This is a genomic window from Sphaerisporangium viridialbum (genome assembly GCF_049674955.1).
GTDB classification, from domain to species: domain Bacteria; phylum Actinomycetota; class Actinomycetes; order Streptosporangiales; family Streptosporangiaceae; genus Sphaerisporangium; species Sphaerisporangium viridialbum.
This window is the reverse complement of sequence record NZ_CP187232.1, coordinates 2,324,215-2,344,429: the sequence shown is the minus strand read 5'-3', so window position 1 is coordinate 2,344,429 and position 20,215 is coordinate 2,324,215. Positions and strand designations below refer to the sequence as shown.

Sequence of the window (20,215 nt, the reverse complement as noted above, 5' to 3'; positions counted from 1 at the left end):
CTAGCCCGTGAAGCCGATGTCGGCGTATTTCAGGGTGTAGAACCCGGGGGCCCCGATGTTGGCGAGCGTGGACTTCACCCCCCAGTTCTGCGGCCGCTGGTAGAGCGGGAGCACGTTGACCTTCTGCCAGATCAGCTTGTCGGCCTCGTTGGCGTCGTTCCTCGCCTGTTCCGCGTTGAGGTCGGACGACGCCCTCTTCATCGCCGTGTCGATCTCGGGGCTGCCCGACCTGCCGAAGTTGGCGTTCCACTGGACCTTGCCGTCCGACGCCTTGACCCCGTTGGCGTACGTGCCGTAGCTGCTGGAGACCGGGAACGGCGTGCCGATGTAGGAGAACGGCGCGATGTCGAAGTTGCCGGGGATGACGTACTTGGAGAAGAAGTCGTCGTTCGGGACGGACTGGATCGTGACCTTGACGCCGATGCGCTCCAGCATGGCCTGCGCCAGCTCGCCCTCCGACTTGCTGAGCTGCAGCCCGGCGGGGATCACGAAGCGGAGGGTGAGCACCTCGCCGGCCTTCTGGCGGGTGGGGCTCGCCCGGAGCCAGCCCGCGGCGTCGAGCAGCTTCTCGGCCTTGGCCGGGTCGTACCTCCCGAGCGCGCCCGCGTTGTCCTGGTAGCCCGCCTGGGTGTTCATGAAGAAGTGGTTGTTGAGCAGCGCGCTGTTCCAGTTGAGGCCCTGCAGGTCGGAGCGCGTGATCGCGTCGCGGTTCAGGCCGAGGACGATCGCCTGGCGGACCCTGACGTCGGAGAGCGCAGGGCTCTCGCCGTTGAACGTGAAGTGCCGGAAGTCCGGGCCCGCGGCCTGCCTGATGACCGCGCCCTTGGCGCTTTTGGCCCTGGCGTAGTCGGGCGCTGAGGGCCCGACGTCGAAGACGTCCAGCTCGCCGTTGGTGAACGCCCCGACCAGCGCCTCGGTGTCCAGCGAACGGTAGATGATCTTGTCGAGCTTGGCCCTGTCGCCCCACCAGGCGTCGTCGCGGACGAGCGTCGTCGTCTTGGCCGTCTGGTCGAAGGAGGCGAACTTGAACGGGCCCGCGGTGACGGGGATGCGGTTCAGCCAGCTCGTGTTGAAGGCGTCCGGCGTCGCGTTGGTCGACTTCGGGTAGAGCGGCCAGAACAGCGACTGCCACTCGGAGAACGGGCTCTGGAAGGTCACCAGCACCTCGTAGTCGTCCCGGCCGCGCGCCACGCTCGCGATGTCCTGGTAGCCGGTGGTGGCGGCGACGTGGAAGTCGGGGTTCCCGCCGTTCAGGGCCTTCCACTGGGCCTCGTAGTCCTGCCAGGTGATCGGCTTGCCGTCCGACCAGCGGGCCCTGCGGTTCAGCGTGTACGTCACCACCTGGCGGGGGTTGGTCGCCGTCACCCGGGCGTCGGTGACGTAGTTGGTGTTCGGGACCGGGTTGGCCTTCTCGTCGGAGCGGAACGCGGCGGGCATCAGGGCGTCGATGACCTTCTTGACCTCGGCGAGGTTGCCGTCGACGTGGTTGAGGTTCCACTGCGTGGGGAACTCGGTGAGCCCCCAGTGGAGGACGCCCCCCTGCTTGACCCGGTCGCGGGGCAGCTGGTTGATGTCGAAGGCCTTGATCACCGGCGCGACCTTCCCCGTGGTCGTACCGCCCTCGCCGCCCTGGCCACCGCCACAGGCCGTGAGCGTGAGAGACAGGGCGACGACCAGGGCGAGGGCCGCGAGCGGGCCCCTGCGGCCGCGAGTGAGCGCCCTGATCGGGACACCCGACGGCGAGGGCACGCCGGCGCTCCCGCGCGGCTCCCCCGCGCCCGGCCGTCCCCTCCGGACTGCAGTCACGTTTCCTCCCTATATATAGGTTTATGTCCGGCGTCGCCCACTAGACGACGTCGAGCCTCTCCGCGTAGTGGCAGGAGGCCCCGTGGTCGTCACCTAAGGGGCGGACCTCGGGCTCCTCCTCGACGCAGCGCACCCTGCGCTCGTCCGTGAGGACCTTGAACTTGGGGCACCGGGTGCGGAACCGGCAGCCCGAGGGGGGGTTCGCGGGGCTGGGGAGGTCCCCGTCGAGCAGGATGCGGCGGCGCTCGCGCTCCTTGTCGGGATCGGGGATCGGGACGGCGGACAGCAGTGCCTGGGTGTACGGATGCATCGGCGCGCCGTACACCTCGCCCACCCGGCCGATCTCGGCGATCCTGCCGAGGTACATCACGGCCACGCGGTCGGCGATGTGCCGCACCACCGACAGGTCGTGGGCCACGAAGAGATAGGAGAGGCCGAGACGGCGCGCGAGGTCCTCGAGTAGGTTGATCACCCCGGCCTGGATGGACACGTCGAGCGAGGACACCGGCTCGTCGAGCACGATCAGCCGGGGCTCGAGGGCCAGCGCCCGGGCGATCGCGACGCGCTGGCGCTGGCCGCCGGAGAAGTCCTGCGGGTAGCGGGAGGCGTCCGCGGGCTCCATGCCGACGAGCCTGAGCAGCCGGCGCACCCTCGCGCCGGTGTCCCTGTACCCATGGGCGGCCAGGGGCTCGCCCACGAGGTCGTGGACGGTCATCCGGGGGTCCAGCGAGGCGAGAGGGTCCTGGAAGACCACCTGCAGGTGCCGCCGGACGGCCATGCGGTCGCGGGGGGTCAGCTCGGCGGTGTCACGCCCGAACACGACCACGCGGCCCCGCTCTGGCCTGGCGAGCTCCAGGATCTCCATGAGCGCCGTCGTCTTGCCGCAGCCGGACTCCCCCACCAGGCCGAGCGTCTCGCCCTCGCGGATGTCGAAGCCGATGCCGTCGACCGCGTGGACCGTGCCGACCCGGCGCCTGAAGACCGCGCCCTTCATCAGGGGGTAGTGCCTCGCCAGGTCGTCGACCTGGAGCGCCACGGGGCGCCGCTCGCGCGGCGCTCGTACCGAGGAGGGCGGGGCGGCGGCCTGGCCGGCACGGGGCGGAGCGGCGGACGGAGGGGCAGGCGCGCCGATCTCCTCCGCGCGTATGCAGGCCGCCCGGTGGCCGGGGGCCACCTCCCTCAGCGGCGGCTCGGCGATCGCGCACTCGGGGATGGCCATCGGGCATCGAGGCTCGAACGGGCAGCCGGGCGGCAGATCGGCCGGAGAGGGAGGATTGCCGTCGATCGGCACGAGCGGCGTCTCCTTGCCCGTGTCGACGCGGGGCACCGAGGCCAGCAGGCCGATGGTGTACGGCATGCGCGAGCGGTAGTACACGTCGCGGACCGTGCCGACCTCCACCTCGCGCCCCGCGTACATGACGAGCACGCGGTCGGCGAAGCCCGCCACCACCCCGAGGTCGTGGGTGATCAGCACGATGGCCGCGCCGGTCTCGCGCTGGGCGGTCTTGAGCACCTCCAGGACCTGGGCCTGAATGGTGACGTCGAGCGCGGTGGTCGGCTCGTCGCAGATGATCACGTCGGGGTCGTTCGCGATGGCCATGGCGATCATCGCGCGCTGCCGCATGCCCCCGGAGAACTCGTGCGGGAAGGCCCTGGCCCGCTGCCGCGGGTGCGGGATGCCCACCAGGTCGAGCAGCTCGACGGCCCGCTCTGCCGCGCGTTCGCGGCCCACCCTCTGGTGGACGCGCACGGCCTCGGCGATCTGGTCTCCCACGCGGTAGACCGGTGTCATCGCCGAGAGCGGGTCCTGGAAGACCATCGACATGGTCTTGCCGCGGAGGGCGGCGAGGTCCCGCTCGGGGGCGCCCAGCAACTCGTGGCCGTGCAGGAGCACCGAGCCGGTCACCTTGGCGTGCCGGGGCAGCAGGCCCATCACCGCCAGGGAGGTGACCGACTTGCCGGCGCCCGACTCGCCCACTATGCCGAGCACCTCGCCCGCCTCGACCGAGTAGCTGACCTCGCGCACGGCCGGGACGTCGCCGAAACGCACCTCCAGGTCGCGCACCTCGAGGACCGGGCCGCTCACCTCGGCCTCCTGGCGCCGGGGTCGAACGCGTCGCGCAGGGAGTCGCCGATCAGGTTGACCGCCAGGATCATGATCACCAGGCCGCCGGCGGCGAACCAGAACGACCACGGGGCGTACATGGCGGTCCTCGAGCCGTCGGCGATCAGGCTGCCGAGCGACACGTCGGGCGGCTGGATGCCGAACCCGAAGTACGACAGGCTCGTCTCGGTGAGGATGGCGGCGCTGACGTTCAGCGTGGCGTCCACGATGAGCAGGGACGCGAGGTTCGGGATGACGTGCCGGAAGATGATCTTCGACGACGGCACCCCCATGAACCGCGCCGCCATGATGTACTCCCGTTCCTTGATCGCCTTGGTCATACCCCGGACGATCTTCGAGGTCACCATCCACAGGAACAGCGCCAGCATGATCACGAACAGCAGCCAGCGCCCCCCGGTGAACAGCGGGGACATGATCGCGAGGATCAGGAACGCCGGGAGGACGAGGAGCAGGTCGGCGACCCACATGAGCGTGCGGTCGGTCCAGCCGAGGAAGTATCCGGCGAACGAGCCCGCCGTCGCGGCGACCGCCGTGGACAGCACCGCCACGAGCAGGCCGACGATCAGCGACTTCTGCGCCCCGCGCAGCGTCACGGCGAAGACGTCCGACCCGGTCTGGAGCGTTCCGAACCAGTGGCTGGGCGAGGGCGGCTGCATGAACGCCGAGAAGTCCATGTCGGTGTAGGACCAGCGGTAGAACAGCGGGCCGAGGAAGGCGAGCAGGAACAGGGACGCCAGCAGGCCGAAGCCCAGCCGCCCCTGCCTGCTCCGGAAGAAGCGCGCGGCCACCACGCGGGTCCTCGACGGGACGCGCACGCGCTCGGCCCCCGCCTCGACCTCGGCGAACTCCTCCTCCGGAAGCGTCATCATCTAGCCCACCCGCACCCTCGGGTCGAGGTAGGCGTGCAGCACGTCGGAGGCCAGCGACGCGAGCAGCACGGCCAGCGCGGCGAAACAGCTGATCGCCGCGACCATGTTGACGTCGTTGGTGCGGATGGAGGCGACGAGCTCCTCCCCCATGCCGTGCCAGCCGAAGACCGACTCGGTGATCGTCGCGCCGACCAGCAGCGAGCCGAAGGTGAACGCGAAGTAGGTGACCGCCGGGATGAGCGCGGTTCTCAGCGCGTGCTTGACCAGCGCCGTGCGCCGGCGCAGGCCCTTGGCCATGGCCGTGCGGACGAAGTCGGCTTCGAGCACGTCGAGCATCATGTTGCGCTGGTAGCGGCTGTAGACGGCGACCTGCCCGATCGCCAGCGAGAGCGTGGGCAGGGCGAGGTGCTTGACGCGGTCGAGCAGCGCCGCGCCCGCGCCGCCTTCGAGACCCGGGCTCGCCTCGCCGCTGACCAGGAAGATCTGCGTGCCGAGATGGTCGTTGAGCCAGACCGCGCCGATGATCAGCATGTTGGCCAGCACGACGGTCGGGATCGCGAGCACGAGGAAGGCGGCCACGGTGGACAGCCGGTCGAACCAGCCGTACTGCCCGACCGCCGCGCAGGCCCCGATGAGGACCCCCGCCACGCTGCCGAGCACCAGCCCGAGCAGGATCAGCCGCAGCGTGACGCCGAGACGCCGCCGGAGCTCGGCGTTGACCATGTCGCCGTTCCAGGTGCGGCCGAAGTCGCCGCGCGCCACCCCGCCCGCCCACCTGAGGTAGCGCTCGAACAGCGGGGTGCGGTCGTTGAGGTTGTACTGCGAGAGCTGGGCGTCGACCACCGCGGCGGGCGGGCGGGGAGTGCGCCCCTCGTAGTTGGACCTGGGGTTGAGCGCGGTGGCCGCCAGCATGTACGCGAGGCTCGTGGCGACGGCGATCAACACCGCGTAGTTGACCAACCGGCGGAGCAGGAACCCTGCCATCGCCCCCCTTCCGCCGATTGCCACGTGTTGCCGGATGACCGTCGTGAGGGGCGGCCCGCGACCCTCCGTGCCCATCCTGCTACATCCCGTAACCATCCGGTGACAGGAATGTGGTCAACCGGGCCAGGTGTCGGCCTCCGGCGGCTCCAGGTGCACCGGCTCAGCGGTCGGCGAGCTCGTCCACGGCCGTGCGCACGTCGTCGCTGGTGATCGTCGTGAGGTCCTCGGCGCTCGCGGTGCCGCCGCGCCCGGCGAGCCGTACGTCGCGCCCCAGCGCGGCCCGCTCGAACAGCGAGCGGGCGAAGCGGCCGTTGCCCAGCTCGTCGATCAGGCCCTCGGCGCAGACCCACGAGAACACGTCGGCGAGGTCGCGCCTCGCGGACTCGTCGAAGCGGTCGCCCGAGTGCTCGGCCAGCAGCCCCGCGATCTCGGTGAGCTCGGCGGGACTGTACGACGGGAACGCCACGCGCTGGTTGAACCTGCTCGCCAGGCCGGGGTTGGTGACCAGGAACCGCTCCATCTCGGAGGCGTACCCGGCGAGGATGATGACGAGACGGTCGCGGTCGTCCTCGGCGCGCTTCAGCAGGGTCTGCACGGCCTCGACGCCGAAGGCGTCCCCTCCCTGGTAGCCGCTGTTGACCAGGCTGTACGCCTCGTCGACGAACAGCACGCCGCCGAGCGCCCTGTCGACCAGCTCGTTGGTCTTGATCGCCGTGGCGCCGAGGTGCTGGCCGACGAGATCGGCCCGGGAGGCCTCCACAACGTCGGGGCGCGACAGCAGCCCGAGCGCGGCGAAGATGCGGCCGAGCACCCGGGCCACCGTGGTCTTGCCGGTGCCGGGCGGCCCGACGAACACGAAGTGCCGCATCTGCGGCGGGGCGGGCAGCCCCTGCTCCTGGCGCATCCGCGCGACGCGGAGCTGCGCCGCGATGGCACGGACCTGCCGCTTGACCGGTTCGAGGCCGGCCATGCGGTCGAGGTCGGCGAGGGCCTCCTCCAGGCTCGGCGTGGCCTGGTAGCCGCGGAACCTGGCGGTGATCTCGTAGAACGCCTTGGTGAGATCAGCGGTCGTGGTGGTGACGAGATCCTCACGGCTGGGAGAGCCGCCCGCGCCGACCACGCGCACGTCGCGGGCCTGCGCCGCCGCCTCGACCAGGCTGCGGGCGAACCGCGCGTTGCCCAGCTCGTCGATGAGCCCGCGGCGGTGCACGTCCTCGAACAGGCCCAGCAGCACCGGAGGGGCGTCCGGCGACAGCCGCTCGCCCCGCCGCGCCCGCAGGAGCTCGGTGATGCGCAGCAGCTCGGGCGGCGAGTAGGTCGGGAACTTGACGCGGGTGGAGAAACGTGACGACAGGCCGGGGTTGGAGCCGAGGAAGGTGGCCATCTCCTTCTCGTAACCGGCCAGGATGACGATGAGCCGCTCGCGGTCGTCCTCGGCGCGCTTCAGCAGGGTCTGCACGGCCTCCGCGCCGAACCTGTCGGACTGCCCCTCGCCGGAGTTCATCAGGCTGTACGCCTCGTCGACGAACAGGACCCCGCCCAGCGCCTGGTCGATCAGCGCGTTGGTCTTGATCGCCGTGGCGCCGAGATACTCGCCGACCAGGTCGGCCCGCTGCGCCTCGACGACATAGGGGGTCTCCAGCAGGCCGAACGCGTAGAAGATCTTGGCGACTGTGCGCGCGACGGAGGTCTTGCCCGTGCCGGGCGGCCCCACGAAGACGAAGTGGCGCATCGGCTGCTCGGTGGAGTAGCCGGCCTCCGCGCGCAGCCGGGACGCCTCGATCGAGGCCGCGATCGAGCGCACCTGCTCCTTGACGGGCTCCAGGCCGATCATGCTCTCGAGCTCGCCGAGGGCCTCCTCGACGGAGATCGGCGGGGGCGTGGCGCGCTCGGCCAGGCCGTCGCGCTCGCCGCCGCCGTCCCTGACCCGCTGCCTGGCCTGGGCGGACGACGCCTGCGCCTGCGAGGCCGCGAGCCTTCTGCGCGCCTGGCCCGCCTGGATGAGGCGGTAGACCAGCACGGCGGCGGCCACGCCGTACGCCGCCCACAGGGCGCCCTCGGCGGAGAACGTGGCCACGGCGAAGGTGACCATGGCGGCCGCGCCGAGGGCGGCGATCGTGGTCACCCATGGCGTCACCCACCGGATCAGGTGGGCGGCGATCCCGACCAGCACGCCGAGGAGGATGAACAGGGTGGGCAGCGCGGAATGCGGCTGCACGTACCCGCCCATGACGACCATCACGCACGACCACGCCACCACGACGAGCACGGTCGCGGCGGCGCGGGGAAAGCGCAGGGTCAGCTCGGCGAAGCCAAGGAGTAACAGGGTGGTGAGGAACGTCGAGAAAGGCGACCAGCCGAGGACGACCGAGAGGATCAGGGCGCCGATGAGGACGGCCGCGAACATGACCCGTCTCGTGGTACGGGAAAGCTGGAAATAACGTAGTCGGACATGCTCGAACGCCTCACGGGCCGCGGCGCGCCCCGCCGGCCGGGCCCTGTCGGAGTCCCGCATTTTGCCTCCCCGGTCGCCTCCCGGTTATACCGCACCAGGGCCCCACGCGCGCGTCCCTGGCCGCGTGCCCTTCACAACGCGCCGCGAGGTCCCTACGGAGAGGTGCCCCCGGCGGGCGGGGAAACGCGGGGCGGGACGGTCCTCGCCGGACCGGGGATGCGCGGCCGTACGGGGATCAGGGTCTGCGGGGGGAGGTGCGGGCCTCGTGGCGGCCGGGGTACTCGCCGACGAGGACATGCTTGGGCGTCACCCGCAGCACGTCCTCCCCGGGGTCCGGCAGGGCGATGCCGCGTACCTCGGCCCAGAAGCGCCGCTCGATCGGGTCGGCGACGAAGACGGCCACCCGCGGGTCGCGCTCGGCGGCGGCCCACGCCTCCTCTGCGGCGTTCAGGCGCAGCTCTCCGGACGCGCTCACCGAGGTCACGGCCCCGACGGCGAGCGTACGGGGGCCTCCGGCGTCGGTGTAGGACAGCACGACGCTGCGGGAGTAGGTGAAGGCCCGCCGCACCTCGGGGCTGAGCGCGACCGACGGGCCTACCTCGCCCGGCAGGCGCGGACCGCATCCCTCGCAGAGGATCAGCGAGGCCCGCCACGGCCCGGCCGACCCGCGCCACCACGCCCGCGCGGCCCGCGCCACGAACGCGACCACCACGACGAGGAGCGCGCCCGCGACCGACCACCAGGCCCGCTCGCCGATCCAGGGGGCGAGGCCCAGCGCGGGCACGGCTCCCGCCACCACCAGGGCGGCGGAGGACACCAGCAGGAACGCCAGCGCCACCGCCAGCCACCAGTCGGCGCGCAGGATCTCGCGCATCCGCGACCGCAGGCCGCCACGCCCGCGGACGTACAGCATGGCGACCGGTACGCAGACCCCCGCCAGCGCGGCGCGGCGCTCGGCGGCCATCAGGGGCAGCACGGCGACCACGGCGAGCACGGCCACGAGGAACCACAGGCGCGCGGCGACGATCCACAGGGTCACGGCGGTGTTCCGCCGCCCGACGCGCTCTGGCGGGACGGCGGTGAACTCCGCGAGCGCCCGTACGGGCCTGCCGCGCCACGCCTCGGTGAAGGCGCGCAGGACCAGCACGGCCACCCCGTTGAACAGCACCAGCCCGAACAGCCCGGCCCAGAACCCGCCGAGGACGTCCTCCCACCGGACCATGGCGGGCGGGGAGACGGCGGCGACCAGCGTGACGATTTCGCCCGCGAGCGACCAGGCCGGCAGCGTGGCCAGCGCCGCCACGTACGCCGCCACCACGAGGAAGGTCACCGACACGGCCACGCAGAGCCACAGGTCGCGGGCGAGCATCCCGGGCACGTACTTCCACACCGTGATCCTCCGGCCCTGCCGCACGGTCGCCGCCAGCACCAGCACCAGGACGGCCGCGCCGCCGATCCGCGCCTCGGCGCGCAGGTCGTACCAGAAGGCCAGGACGGTGACGACGGCCAGGGAGATCGCCAGGAGCGCCCGCACCTGCCTGGCCCAGACCTCCAGGGCGCGGCGGGAGCGGCCGGTCTCGCGGGGGTCCACCGTCCAGGTGGGGTCGTGGTGGTCGCGGGGCCGTTCCCAGCGCAGGAACGTCAGCCCGAGGTTGATCCGCGCGCCGGGATGGTCGTCGTCCCTGCGCAGCGCTGCCCGGTAGGCGGCGGCGGCCTGCTCGTGGTCGCCGCGCAGCAGGGCGAGGTCGCCGATGAGGACGTGCGGGTCGGGCTGTTCGGGGGCGAACCGCACCGCCTGCCGCGCGTGGGCCCAGGAGTCCCGCCACCGGCCGGGGAGCCTGCGGAGCATCGAGCCCAACCTCAGCCGCGCGGCCCAGGAGCCGGGTGCGAGCCGGACGGCGTCCTGAGCCGCGACGACCGCCTCGGAGTCGCGGCCGAGGCGTACAAGGGCGAGACTCGCCAGCCGATGGCCCCATTCGCCGTCGGGGTCGCGTTCGACCGCCTCGCCGGCGGCCTCCAGCGCCCCCTCGGGCTGATCGCGCGCCAGCCTCGCGACGGCGACCACACACCAGGCCCGGGGATCGGAGCGGTCTCGCGGGGATGGCACCGGAGAGGGATCTGACTCGCTGGCGTTCCCCACCTCGTCATGGTCCGTTGCGGATCACCGATTGCCTAGATGTCGGACATATACCTATAGCTCTCTAGAGAGGTCGGCGGCGCCCCAGCTTGACCACCCATCCCATGGGCCTCTGGAGATGGTGGAACACCCATGATCGTGATCTTCTTGAACGCATCGCGCCGACGGTCCTCAGCCGTTGCGCCAAGCTGCTGAGGAATCACCCGAGATTGGCCTAAGCTGCCACGCATGTTCAGCAGGCCGAGCCCATTTGAGTGCTCATGACCGTTTTGGGCACCCGGCCCGGCGTCCGCGCCGAGAGCACCACAGCGGACCCCCGGAGAAGCCGGTGGTCGGTGCTCGCCCTGCTGTGCTTCAGCCTGCTGCTGATCGCCGTGGACGCCACGGTCCTGCACATCGCCGTGCCCGCGCTGACCGCCGCCCTTGAGCCGTCGGCGGTCGAGCTGCTGTGGATCATCGACGTGTACTCCCTGGTCGTGGCCCCGCTCCTGGTCACCTTCGGCACGCTCGGCGACAGGTACGGCAAGCGGCGGTTCGTCCTCGCGGGCTACGTGGTCTTCGGGGTCGCCTCGCTGTCCGCCGCCTTCGCGGGCACCCCGCTCACCCTGATCGCCTCCCGGGCCCTCCTCGGCGTCGGCGGGGCGATGATCATGCCGGCCACGCTCTCGATCATCCGGCAGGTCTTCACCGACCGCCGCGAGCGCGCCATCGCCCTCGGCGTGTGGAGCGCGGTCGCCGCCGGTGGCGCCGCCGTCGGCCCGCTGGTCGGGGGCGTCCTGGTCGAGCACTTCTGGTGGGGCGCGGTCTTCCTGATCAACGTCCCGCTGCTCGTCGTGGCGCTGCCCCTGGCCGTGCGCCTGCTGCCGGAGTCGCCGGGCGATCCTGGCCACCGCTGGGACGCGCCGAGCGCGGTGCTCTCCATCCTCGGCATCCTGTTCCTCGCCTTCGGCCTGAAGGAGGCGGGGCATGGCGCGACGCTCGGCCTCCTCCCCGCGATCGTGATCCTCCTCGCGGGTGCCGGGCTGCTCGTGTGGTTCACCTCCCGCCAGCGCAGGCTCGCCCATCCCCTGCTCGACATCGGCCTGTTCGCCCAGCGCGGCTTCGCGGTCGGGGTCCTGTGCGTGCTGCTCTCGGTGTTCGCCCTGGTCGGCCTGGAGCTGATGCTCGCGCAGTACCTCCAGCTGGTCCTCGGCGACAGCCCCCTGCGGGCCGGCGTGCGCATGCTCCCCCTCATGGTGGCCGCCATCGCGGGCGGGCTCTGCGCCGCCCACATCCTGCAGCGCCTCGGCCTTCGCGCGACCATGGCGGGCGGCCTCGCGCTCGCGGGGCTGTCCCTGGCGCCCACCATCGCCTGGGGCACCGAGCAGCACCCGCTCATGCTCTGCCTGTGCTTCGCCGGCATCGGCTTCGGCGTGGAGGTCGCGCTGCTGGCCGCCTCCGACACGATCATGGCCTCCGCGCCGGAGTCGCGCGCGGGCGGAGCGGCCGCGATCGAGGAGACCGCGTACGAGCTCGGCGCCGGCCTCGGGGTCGCCGTGCTCGGCACGATCACCACGATCGTGTACGCGCCGTCCGTGGGCACCGTGCCCGGGGTCGAGCCGCACGCCATGGGGCAGGCAAGGGAGTCGCTCGCGTCGGCCGCGCATGTCGCGGGCAAGGTCGGCGGGCCGGCCGGCGGCGCCCTGATGGAGGCCGCGCGGGCCGCGTTCGTGACGGCGCTCCACTCGACCGTCCTGGTCAGCGTGGTCCTGCTGGGCGTCACCGCGCTCGCTGCCATGCTCCTGCTGCCACGCCGCGCCTCCAGGCGTGCATGACGGAAGCGATACAGGGCAATTGTCTGTGCAACACGGACCGACCCCGAGAGAATGGCTACCGTGAGACGAACCTTCCAGGATCTCGCTTCGCTGGCCGCCCGGCTGGGCGTCGGCGGCATCTTCTTCGCCAACGGCTGGCACAAGCTCGAGTTCGGGCTGACCGCGACGAGCGAGCAGTTCGCGAAGATGGACGCCCCCGGCCCCGGCATCTGGGCCGCCACCACCATGCTCATCGAGCTCATCGGCGGGGCGCTCCTGGTCGCGGGCCTGGCCGTGCCGGCCTGCGGGCTCATACTCTTCGTCGAGGCGCTCGCGGTGTTCGTCCTGGTGAGCGGTGACACCGGCCTTCCGCTGACCGGCGGGGACATCAACCTCATCGTCGCGCTCGGCGCGGCGTCCGTGCTGCTGGCCGTCGTCGGGGCAGGGCGGCTGTCCATCGACCACCTCGTCGTGATCCGGCGGCGCGAGGCGGAGGCCGCCGACGAGATGGCCGCCGACGCCGAGGCGGACGACGTGATCTCCTCCTGGCGCGAGACGTCGCGCGAGACCGCTCCGCCCAAGGACGCCGGCCCCGTGGACGCCGGCGCCGAGACGTCCGCGAAGGGCCCGGTGACGTTCCCACAGGGGAAGACGGAGTCCGGCGACACCGCGGAGGTCACCGCCCCGCGCAAGACGCGGCCCCGCCGCCCGGCGCGGCCCGCGGGCGACGCGCAGGACACCACGCCCGGCAGCCCCGTCGACGCCCCCTCGGCTTCCTCCGCTCCCTCTCCTTCGTCCGCTTCGGCGGGCAAGCGTGACCGCCTCGTCGCGGGCGGGCGGAAGGCCACCACCGACACCGACCCCGGCTAGGCATCGCCCCATCGCCGTGCACCGGGCGGCTCCAGCCGAACCACCGACAATTTTTTTTGTCTTGAACGTTACTGTGGTCGGTGATGGGGTATTCTCATGTGCGGAAGCGCTTCTTCAACCGAAGGAGCCGGGGCCGAGAAGGCGTTAGAGAAGGCCGCCCATATCCATACATCGGATTACTCGAACGCAGTCATGAGGAGATCCCATGCGAAAGACGATCGTGTCCCTGTTCGCGACCCTCGACGGTTTCGCCACTGGCCCTAAAGGGGACATGAGCTGGGTTACCGGACGTTTCCGTGAGGACACCGGAAAATACGCCCACGACCAGCTATTCGCAGCGGACCTTCTCCTTCTAGGACGAGTCACCTACGAGCAAATGGCCGGTTCCTGGCCGTCCATGACCGATGACTCCGGATTCGCCGACCACATGAACGAGACCCCCAAGATCGTGTTCTCCAGGACCCTCAAGGAGCCTCTCACCTGGAACAACTCGACCCTGGCCAAGGGCGACCTCGCGCACGAGGTGTCGCGGCTGAAGGAGCGGCCGGGCGGCGACATCCTGGTCTACGGCAGCATCAGCATCGTGCGCGAGCTGATGAAACTCGGCCTGGTCGACCGGTTCCGCCTCTGGCTCCATCCAGTCACGCTCGGGGGCTCCGGCTCCGATTCCATTTTCGAGGGATACGACATGAACGAGTTCGAACTCGTGGACACGACCATCTCCGAATCCGGGGTCATCGTGCTCGATTACGAGCCGGTGCCGCCCTCCGGCGACTGACGACGCGAAGAACTTCCCGGGCATGACACCGGCCGGGCCCTCCTCACCGGCCACAGCGTCGCCTCGACCGCACTCCGAACCCCCCGGCCGAGGCGACCGTTGGTTCGCGGTCCGGGCACGATTCCGGTCACCCTTGCCGGTTCCGGGCTCTCGGGTCGGCGAAGACGCTCTTCCAGAGCACCAGGCCGTCCAGGGCCTCGGGAGGCACGCCGGCCAGCACCAGCGCCTCCACCGGGGTCATCGCCGCGCCGCGCTCGTAGGCGGCGGCGAAGGCGGTGGCGCCGATCAGCCCCTTGGACGCCGCCGCGACCCGGGGCACGTCCGGGTCCTCCCGCATCGTCGCGCCGCGCAGCGCCGTTCCCGCGCCCAGCAGCAGCGCGGCGCGCTCGCCGTCACCGCGCAGGAGCGCGACCCCCGCGAGCGCCTCGGCCACACCGGCCACGTTGAGGAGGTGGCGCAGGGAGAGCGCGTCGTCCAGCGCCTCGGCATGCCGGGACTCCGCCTCCCGCGGGTCGCCCCCGGCCTCAGCGATCCTCCCCAGCCCGACGAGGATCCGGGTGCGAAGCTCTCCCGTGGTCACCCATTCGGAGGCGCAGGCGCTCAGCGCCATCTCGCCGAACCTCCTGGCCTCGGCGAGGTCGCCACGCAGCCGAGCCAGCTCCGCGAAGCCGAACCACGCTCCGGCCATCGCCGCGGGCAGTCCGGCCGTACGGGCGACCTCGCCGGCACGCTCGTAGGTGGCGCGTGCGCCCTCCGGGTCGCCCTGGCGCAGCAGGCCGTGGGCCAGGCGGTAGAGCATCTCGGCCGTGTCCTCGGCCGCGCCGAGCTGCCCGGCCAGCTCAAGGGCCTGCTCGGTCATCGCCTGGTGGGTCGCCCGGTCGCCACGCCACTCGGCCAGCACCGCGAGCGCGTCCAGCGCCTGCATCGTCCCCCAGCGGTCTCCGACGGACCTGAAGCCGTGAAGAGCCGAGGTGAACGCGGGCCGCGCCTCCTCCACCCGCCCCCCGAAGAGCTCGCCGAAGCCCTCGCCGAGGCAGCTCAGCGCCTCCAGCCACGCGTCAGCGCCCCCGAAGCCCTCCCAGCTGCGGCCCTCGGCGGCGGCGGGACCCGTCGCCATCGCCCACAGGACCATCGTGAACGGCTGGCGCGGCGCCCTGTCCAGGGAGCGCATGATCGCTCGGGCACGCTCCCGGTACGGCCACAGCCCGGGCGCGTGGAACCCATCCCGTCCGGCGAGCACCACGCACGCGACGTACGCGTCCTCCTGGCCGGCGGGCGGCTCGGTGCCGATCACGCGCAGCAGTTCGGCCGCCGGCGAACCTCCCTCGCTGGGCAGCCCGCGCAACCACCAGTAGACCGACAGGTTCGCCAGCAGCTCCAGCGCCATCACCGGGTCACCGCTCACCGCCCAGCGCAGCGCCGCCTGCAGGTTGGCGTGCTCAAGCGTCAGCCGTGCCAGCCATTCCAGCTGCTCCGTCCTGCGCAGGCACGGCTCCGCCGTGCTCGCCAGCTCGGCGAAGTACCTCGCGTGCGACTCCCGCAACCGCTCGGCCTCGCCCGCGTCCGCCAGCCGCTCCGCGCAGAACATCCGGATCGTCTCCAGCATCCGGTACCGCCCGCCGCTCACCTCCACCAGCGACTTGTCCACCAACCCCGCCAAAACCCCCACCACCGCCCCGCGCGGCTCCTGCGCCGTCTCGGCCGTCTGGTGTTCCGGCAGGTCGCACACCTGCTCAATGGCCTCCAAGGTCGCGCTGCCGCGGAAAACCGTCAGCCGCCGGGCCAGGACGCGCTCCTCCGCGTCCAGCAGCTCCCAGCTCCAGGCCACCACCGCGCGCAGCGTCTGGTGCCGTTCCGCCGCCGTGCGGTCGCCCCGCGACAGCAGGCCGAACCGGTCGTGCCCCGCCTCGCCCTCCCGGCCCATCACGCCGAGCCGGACGGCCATCTCTCGCACCGGCAGCGCCCTCAGCCGGGCGGCCGCCAGCTCGATGGCCAGCGGCAGGCCGTCGAGCGCGACGCAGATCCCCATCACGGCCGCGGCGTTCGAGTCGTCCACCACGAAATCCGGCGAGACGGCGGCGGCTCGGTCCGCGAACAGCCGTACCGCCGGGTACCGCAGTGCGCCGGCCACGCCGAGCCGCACCGTCGCGTTCCCGGCGGGCAGGCCGAGCGGCGGCAGCGGGCACAACGCCTCGCCGGTGATCCCGAGCGCCTCCCGGCTCGTGGCCAGCACGCGGACCCCGGCGCAACCGCCCAGCAACCGGCGTGCCAGCCGGGCCGCCTCGTCGATCACGTGCTCGCAGTTGTCCAGGATCAGCAGCAGCCGCCGGTCGGCCAGCGCGGCCAGCAGCCGCCCCATCACGTCGGAAGGCCCGCGTGCCAGCGTCGACAGCCCCGCCTCGCGCAGGCCGAGCGCGCTCAGCACCGCCTGCGGCACACGCGTCCCCTCCCCCAGCGGGGCCAGGTCGACGAAGCACACCTGGCCCTGTTCCCGCTCCCCGGCCTCGACCGCCAGCCGGGTCTTCCCCGCGCCGCCCGGGCCGATGATCGTGACCAGCCGGCCCGCGCCCAGCAGCTTGCCGACCCGCCGCAGCTCCTCCTCCCGTCCCACGAAGCTGGTCAACTGCGCCGGCACCCCCTGCCAGGGCAGCGCGGACGCGGCGGGACGGTCCGAGGCGGTACCCGGCGAGGAAGGGGATGCCGGGGCGGCGCGCGGTGGGGGCGGCGATGAGGGCGGTGAGGGTTGGGTGAGTGACGGGTCGGCGCGGAGGATGGCCAGGTGTGCCGTCGTCAGGTCCGCTGAGGGGTCGGCGCCGAGCTCCTCGGCCAGCAGCCGCCGCCCGTCCTCGAACACCGCCAGCGCCTCGGCCTGACGCCCGCATCCGTACAGCGCCCGCATCAACTGCGCGCGTGGCCGCTCGCGCAGCGGGTGGGCGGCCACCACCTCGAAGAGCTCCGCGACCACCTCGCGATGGCCGCCCAGCGCCAGCTCCGCCTGCACGCGGTCCTCCAGCGCGGCGAGCCGCAGCTCCTCCAGGCCGGTGGCCCGCGCCCCGGCGAACGGCACATCGGCCAGCGCGGGCCCGCGCCACAGCCGGAGGGCCTCGCCCAGGTGCGCGCGGGCGCCGGAAGGATCACCATCCGCGAGCGCCCGGCGCCCCTCCCTGGCCAGCCGCTGGAAGCGGTGCGCGTCCACCGAGTCCGGGTCGACCGCCAGCCGGTACCCGGCGGCGTGGAGCTCCAGCAGCCGGCCTTCCTCCGGGCCGAGGCCGCGTCGCAGCCGCGACACCTGCGACTGCAGGGCGTTGGCCGCGTCCGCCGGGGGATTCTCGCCGTACAGGCCGTCGATCAGGCGCTGAGTGCCGACCACCTGACCCGCGTCGACCAGCAACAGCGCGAGGAGCAGTCGCACCCGGGGACCGCCGACACGTGCTGGACTCCCGTCGGAGCGCCACGCTTCGGTCGAGCCGAGGATGCCGAAGAACACGTCCTCGATTCTTGCATTCCGGTGCAATACCGCGCGTGACCGAAGAATCCGGTTAAAGGGCCGGGCGCGCGGCGAGCCGGAGTCCGATGTGGGTATAGGTGCCCAGCAGCCACGCCGCGCTGACGTAGGTCGACACGATGGGGCCCCCGAAGAGCTGCGCCAGTATGGACACCGGGAACCACATTCCCGCGAGCAGCGGCAGCCAGCGCATCAGCCCCTGGTAGCGGCCGGTCACCGCGACGGCGATGCCGAGGACCAGCATGCCGAGCATGCTGAGCGGCCAGCAGGCGTCGAGGATCAAGAGCGGGAGCGGGAAGTCGTCGTAGTGCGCGTAGCCGAAGGAGAGCGCGTTCAGCAGGAACGCGCCGGGGAGCAGGACCAGCAGCCCCCCGGGGATCACCCGTCCCCACCGGTCGCCCGTCCCCCGGGTGGCGAGCACCACCCAGACCAGGGCGAAGACCCCCGCGATGTACAGCATCCCGGTGATGGTGTCGAGGGTCTGGACGCCCTCCTGGACCTTGTCACCCAGGATGACGATGCCGGCCGCCCAGGCCGCCGCCCCCGCGGCGAGTAAGAGCCCGGCGACGCGGATCCGCGCCGGATCCACGACGCGCCGCGGCGCTGCGGGCTCGTTCGGGTTGACGTTGCTTCGCTGCACGCGAACGGACATGGTGGTCCTCCTTGGTCGGTCGGAAGACCACCGTCTCCGCCCGGCGTCCCGGGCGCCCAGGGAGCGGAGCCGCGCCGGGAGTCCTCGATCCGCCCGGCCCCGCCAGGGACCGGTGTCCCGGGTGGGACGGGACGCCGCTCCCGTGTCATCGAGATGGACATATGACACGCTGATCAGCATGTCCGGCCCCTCTGGCGCGCACCATCGTCCGGCGATGGGCGCGACGACGATCGCGGCGCTGTGCGTCCTCGCCGCCGCGCTCGCCACCTGGGCCGACGTGGCGACCGGACCGGTGACGCGGCCGGAGCCTCTCGACTGGGCCGTGTGGTCCTCGACGGTTCCCGGCGTGGCCCTCGCGGTCACCGGGTGGGTCCTCGCCATGCGCCTGCCCCGCCACCTGATGACCTGGCTGCTGATCGCCGGCGGTGTGGTGGCGAGCGTCAACGGCCTCGCCGCGGCGTACGCGGTGCTGTCCCTGACCCGGCACGGAGGGACGCTGCCGCTGACCCCGCTCGCGGTGTTCGCCGGAGCGCGGCTGGGGCCGCTGCTGAACCTGGTCGCGCCTCTCGTCCTGCTGTTCTTCCCCGACGGCCGGCTGCCGTCACCGCGCTGGAGGTGGGCCGCCGCGCTCTCGCTCGGTGCCACCGGCCTCGCGGTCCTGGTCTTCCTCACGGTTCCCTGGGGGAGCCAGTCCTCGGGAGGGCCGTTGCCGGGGAGCGATCTCCCGCTTCCCCCCGTCCCCGACCAGGTCTGGCGAGCCGCCATCGCCGTCACCCCGGCGCTGCTGGTGCCGAGCCTCTTCGTGCCGGTGGCGGCGTTCGTCCGGCGGTTCTGGGGGTCCTCGGGCATCCGCCGCGCGCAGCTTCGCTGGATGCTGATGGCGGCGCTGCTGAACGGGGTCCTGATCCTGACGCCGCTCGTGGTCGACGGCCTGCCGCTGGACCTCACGTTCGTGGTCTCGCTGCTGGCGATCGCCGCGGCGGTCCTGGTGGCCGTGGGCCGCTACCGGCTGTACGACGTCGACCCGGTGCTCGGCTGGACCCTGTTGTACGGCAGCCTCGCGATCGCGGTCGTCGCGATCGACGTGCCCGTCTTCGTGGGGCTCGGCGCGCTCATCGACGAGCCGGTCGCGGCGGTCCTGGCGGCGGCCGTGGTCGCGGTCGTCTACGCGCCGCTGCGCGCGCGCACGCGCCGGTGGGTGAGCCGTGTCCTGACCGGACGGGCCGAGCCGTACGACGTGGTCTCGGCGCTCGCCCGGCGGCTGGAGGAGTCCGTCGGGCCCGACGAGCTGCTGCTGGAGGTGGCCAGGGTTGTGTCGGCGTCGTTCCGCTCCCCGTACGTGCGGGTCGAGCTGGACCGCGCGGACGGCCGGACGGTCGTGGTCGAGCACGGCACCCCCCGCGACGATGTGGTGGTGCTCCCGTTCACGTATCGAGAGGCCTCGATCGGGCGGCTCGCGCTGGTGCCGCGCACGGGCGCGCCGCCGTCCGAGTCGGACCAGCGGCTCCTCGCCGACGTCGTACGGCAGGCCGCCGCGGCGGTACGGGCCACGGCACTCACCGAGGAGCTGCAGCACAGCCGCGAGCGCATGGTCACCGGGGTGGCGGAGGAGCGTCGCAGGCTGCGCAGGGACCTCCACGACGGGCTGGGCCCCACGCTCGCCGCCGCCGCGCTGAAGATCGAGGCCGCCCGCAACCTGGCCGTCCGTGACGCAGGCGCCGCCCGCGACGCGCTGGACCAGGTCAGGGGGGACCTGGCCACCGTACTCGGCGACGTGCGGCGCCTGGTCCACGGCCTGCGCCCGCCTGCCCTCGACCAGTTCGGCCTGGCAGAGGCGCTGCGACAGGAGGGCGCCCGGTTCCGGGAGGGCGGCCTCGCGGTGCGCGTCGAGGCCAGGGGAGATCTCAGCCGCCTGCCCGCCGCGACCGAGGTGGCGGCCTACCGGATCGTCTGCGAGGCTCTGGTCAACGTCGCCCGGCACGCGGGCGCGACCGGCTGCGAGGTCCGCCTGACCGTGACCGAGAGCGAGCTGGAGGCCGAGGTGATCGACGACGGCCGGGGAGTCCGGCCTGGCGCCCTGGTGGGCGTGGGCCTGCTCGGCATGCGCGAGCGCGCCGAGGAGCTGGGCGGCCGGTGCACGGTGGCCGCCGCCGAGACCGGCGGCACCCGCGTCCACGCGGTGCTGCCCGCGCGGGCAGGAGCATCCCGATGATCCGGACCGGCCCGGTGTTCCTCCCTGCT

Annotated in this window: 12 protein-coding genes; 4 read left to right on the top strand and 8 right to left on the bottom strand. The window is 72.5% G+C overall.

Annotation, left to right across the window (positions count from 1 at the left end; translation table 11 throughout):
- The 6 genes from ACOZ38_RS10415 to ACOZ38_RS10390 all read right to left on the bottom strand — a co-directional run bounded on the left by ACOZ38_RS10415 (position 1) and on the right by ACOZ38_RS10390 (position 10,346).
- Entirely contained in the window at positions 1-1,806 is a 1,806-nt protein-coding gene (locus ACOZ38_RS10415) for an ABC transporter family substrate-binding protein (protein WP_424529961.1), read from the bottom strand.
- Between the two features lie 40 nt (positions 1,807-1,846).
- Complete coding sequence (locus ACOZ38_RS10410; protein ID WP_424529959.1) at positions 1,847-3,892, bottom strand: dipeptide ABC transporter ATP-binding protein; 2,046 nt, start codon at positions 3,890-3,892, stop codon at positions 1,847-1,849.
- The gene (locus ACOZ38_RS10405) at positions 3,889-4,797 is read right to left on the bottom strand and encodes an ABC transporter permease (protein ID WP_424536980.1); all 909 of its coding nucleotides are present in this window, start codon (positions 4,795-4,797) and stop codon (positions 3,889-3,891) included. The genes ACOZ38_RS10410 and ACOZ38_RS10405 overlap by 4 nt, the downstream gene beginning before the upstream one ends.
- A 3-nt stretch (positions 4,798-4,800) precedes the next feature.
- A complete protein-coding gene (locus ACOZ38_RS10400; protein WP_424529957.1) occupies positions 4,801-5,784 on the bottom strand; it encodes an ABC transporter permease in 984 nt (327 codons plus the stop codon).
- Positions 5,785-5,944: 160 nt separating this feature from the next.
- On the bottom strand, positions 5,945-8,299 hold the full coding sequence (locus ACOZ38_RS10395) for an AAA family ATPase (RefSeq protein ID WP_424529955.1): 2,355 nt from the start codon (positions 8,297-8,299) through the stop codon (positions 5,945-5,947).
- A 175-nt stretch (positions 8,300-8,474) separates the two neighbouring features.
- Positions 8,475-10,346 carry a hypothetical protein gene (locus tag ACOZ38_RS10390; RefSeq protein WP_424529953.1) on the bottom strand — a complete coding sequence of 624 codons (1,872 nt, stop codon included), beginning with the start codon at positions 10,344-10,346 and terminating at the stop codon, positions 8,475-8,477.
- A gap of 290 nt (positions 10,347-10,636) precedes the next feature.
- Here ACOZ38_RS10390 and ACOZ38_RS10385 point away from each other — a divergent pair, with 290 nt between their 5' ends.
- The 3 genes from ACOZ38_RS10385 to ACOZ38_RS10375 all read left to right on the top strand — a co-directional run bounded on the left by ACOZ38_RS10385 (position 10,637) and on the right by ACOZ38_RS10375 (position 13,817).
- A complete protein-coding gene (locus ACOZ38_RS10385) occupies positions 10,637-12,190 on the top strand; it encodes an MFS transporter (protein WP_424529952.1) in 1,554 nt (517 codons plus the stop codon).
- A 60-nt stretch (positions 12,191-12,250) separates the two neighbouring features.
- Positions 12,251-13,039: a DoxX family protein gene (locus tag ACOZ38_RS10380; protein ID WP_424529951.1), complete on the top strand. Its 789-nt coding sequence runs from the start codon at positions 12,251-12,253 to the stop codon at positions 13,037-13,039.
- A gap of 205 nt (positions 13,040-13,244) precedes the next feature.
- On the top strand, positions 13,245-13,817 hold the full coding sequence (locus ACOZ38_RS10375; RefSeq protein WP_424529950.1) for a dihydrofolate reductase family protein: 573 nt from the start codon (positions 13,245-13,247) through the stop codon (positions 13,815-13,817).
- A 127-nt stretch (positions 13,818-13,944) separates the two neighbouring features.
- Here the strand turns inward: ACOZ38_RS10375 and ACOZ38_RS10370 are convergent, their stop codons facing one another.
- Both ACOZ38_RS10370 and ACOZ38_RS10365 read right to left on the bottom strand, forming a co-directional pair.
- Entirely contained in the window at positions 13,945-17,304 is a 3,360-nt protein-coding gene (locus ACOZ38_RS10370; protein ID WP_424529948.1) for a BTAD domain-containing putative transcriptional regulator, read from the bottom strand.
- A 52-nt stretch (positions 17,305-17,356) separates the two neighbouring features.
- Positions 17,357-17,974 (bottom strand): hypothetical protein, encoded by a 618-nt coding sequence (locus ACOZ38_RS10365; RefSeq protein WP_424529947.1) that lies wholly within the window; start codon positions 17,972-17,974, stop codon positions 17,357-17,359.
- Between the two features lie 214 nt (positions 17,975-18,188).
- Between ACOZ38_RS10365 and ACOZ38_RS10360 the strand changes: the two genes are divergently transcribed.
- Positions 18,189-20,186: a sensor histidine kinase gene (locus tag ACOZ38_RS10360; protein ID WP_424529946.1), complete on the top strand. Its 1,998-nt coding sequence runs from the start codon at positions 18,189-18,191 to the stop codon at positions 20,184-20,186.
- The last annotated feature ends 29 nt before the right edge of the window (positions 20,187-20,215 follow it).

Coding starts and splice junctions, on each gene's coding strand:
- ACOZ38_RS10405 (WP_424536980.1), bottom strand. CDS start 4,797: ATGACGCTTCCGGAGGAGGAGTTCGCCGAGGTCGAGGCGGGGGCCGAG.
- ACOZ38_RS10360 (WP_424529946.1), top strand. CDS start 18,189: ATGGGCGCGACGACGATCGCGGCGCTGTGCGTCCTCGCCGCCGCGCTC.
- ACOZ38_RS10400 (WP_424529957.1), bottom strand. CDS start 5,784: ATGGCAGGGTTCCTGCTCCGCCGGTTGGTCAACTACGCGGTGTTGATC.
- ACOZ38_RS10385 (WP_424529952.1), top strand. CDS start 10,637: ATGACCGTTTTGGGCACCCGGCCCGGCGTCCGCGCCGAGAGCACCACA.
- ACOZ38_RS10365 (WP_424529947.1), bottom strand. CDS start 17,974: ATGTCCGTTCGCGTGCAGCGAAGCAACGTCAACCCGAACGAGCCCGCA.
- ACOZ38_RS10395 (WP_424529955.1), bottom strand. CDS start 8,299: ATGCGGGACTCCGACAGGGCCCGGCCGGCGGGGCGCGCCGCGGCCCGT.
- ACOZ38_RS10375 (WP_424529950.1), top strand. CDS start 13,245: ATGCGAAAGACGATCGTGTCCCTGTTCGCGACCCTCGACGGTTTCGCC.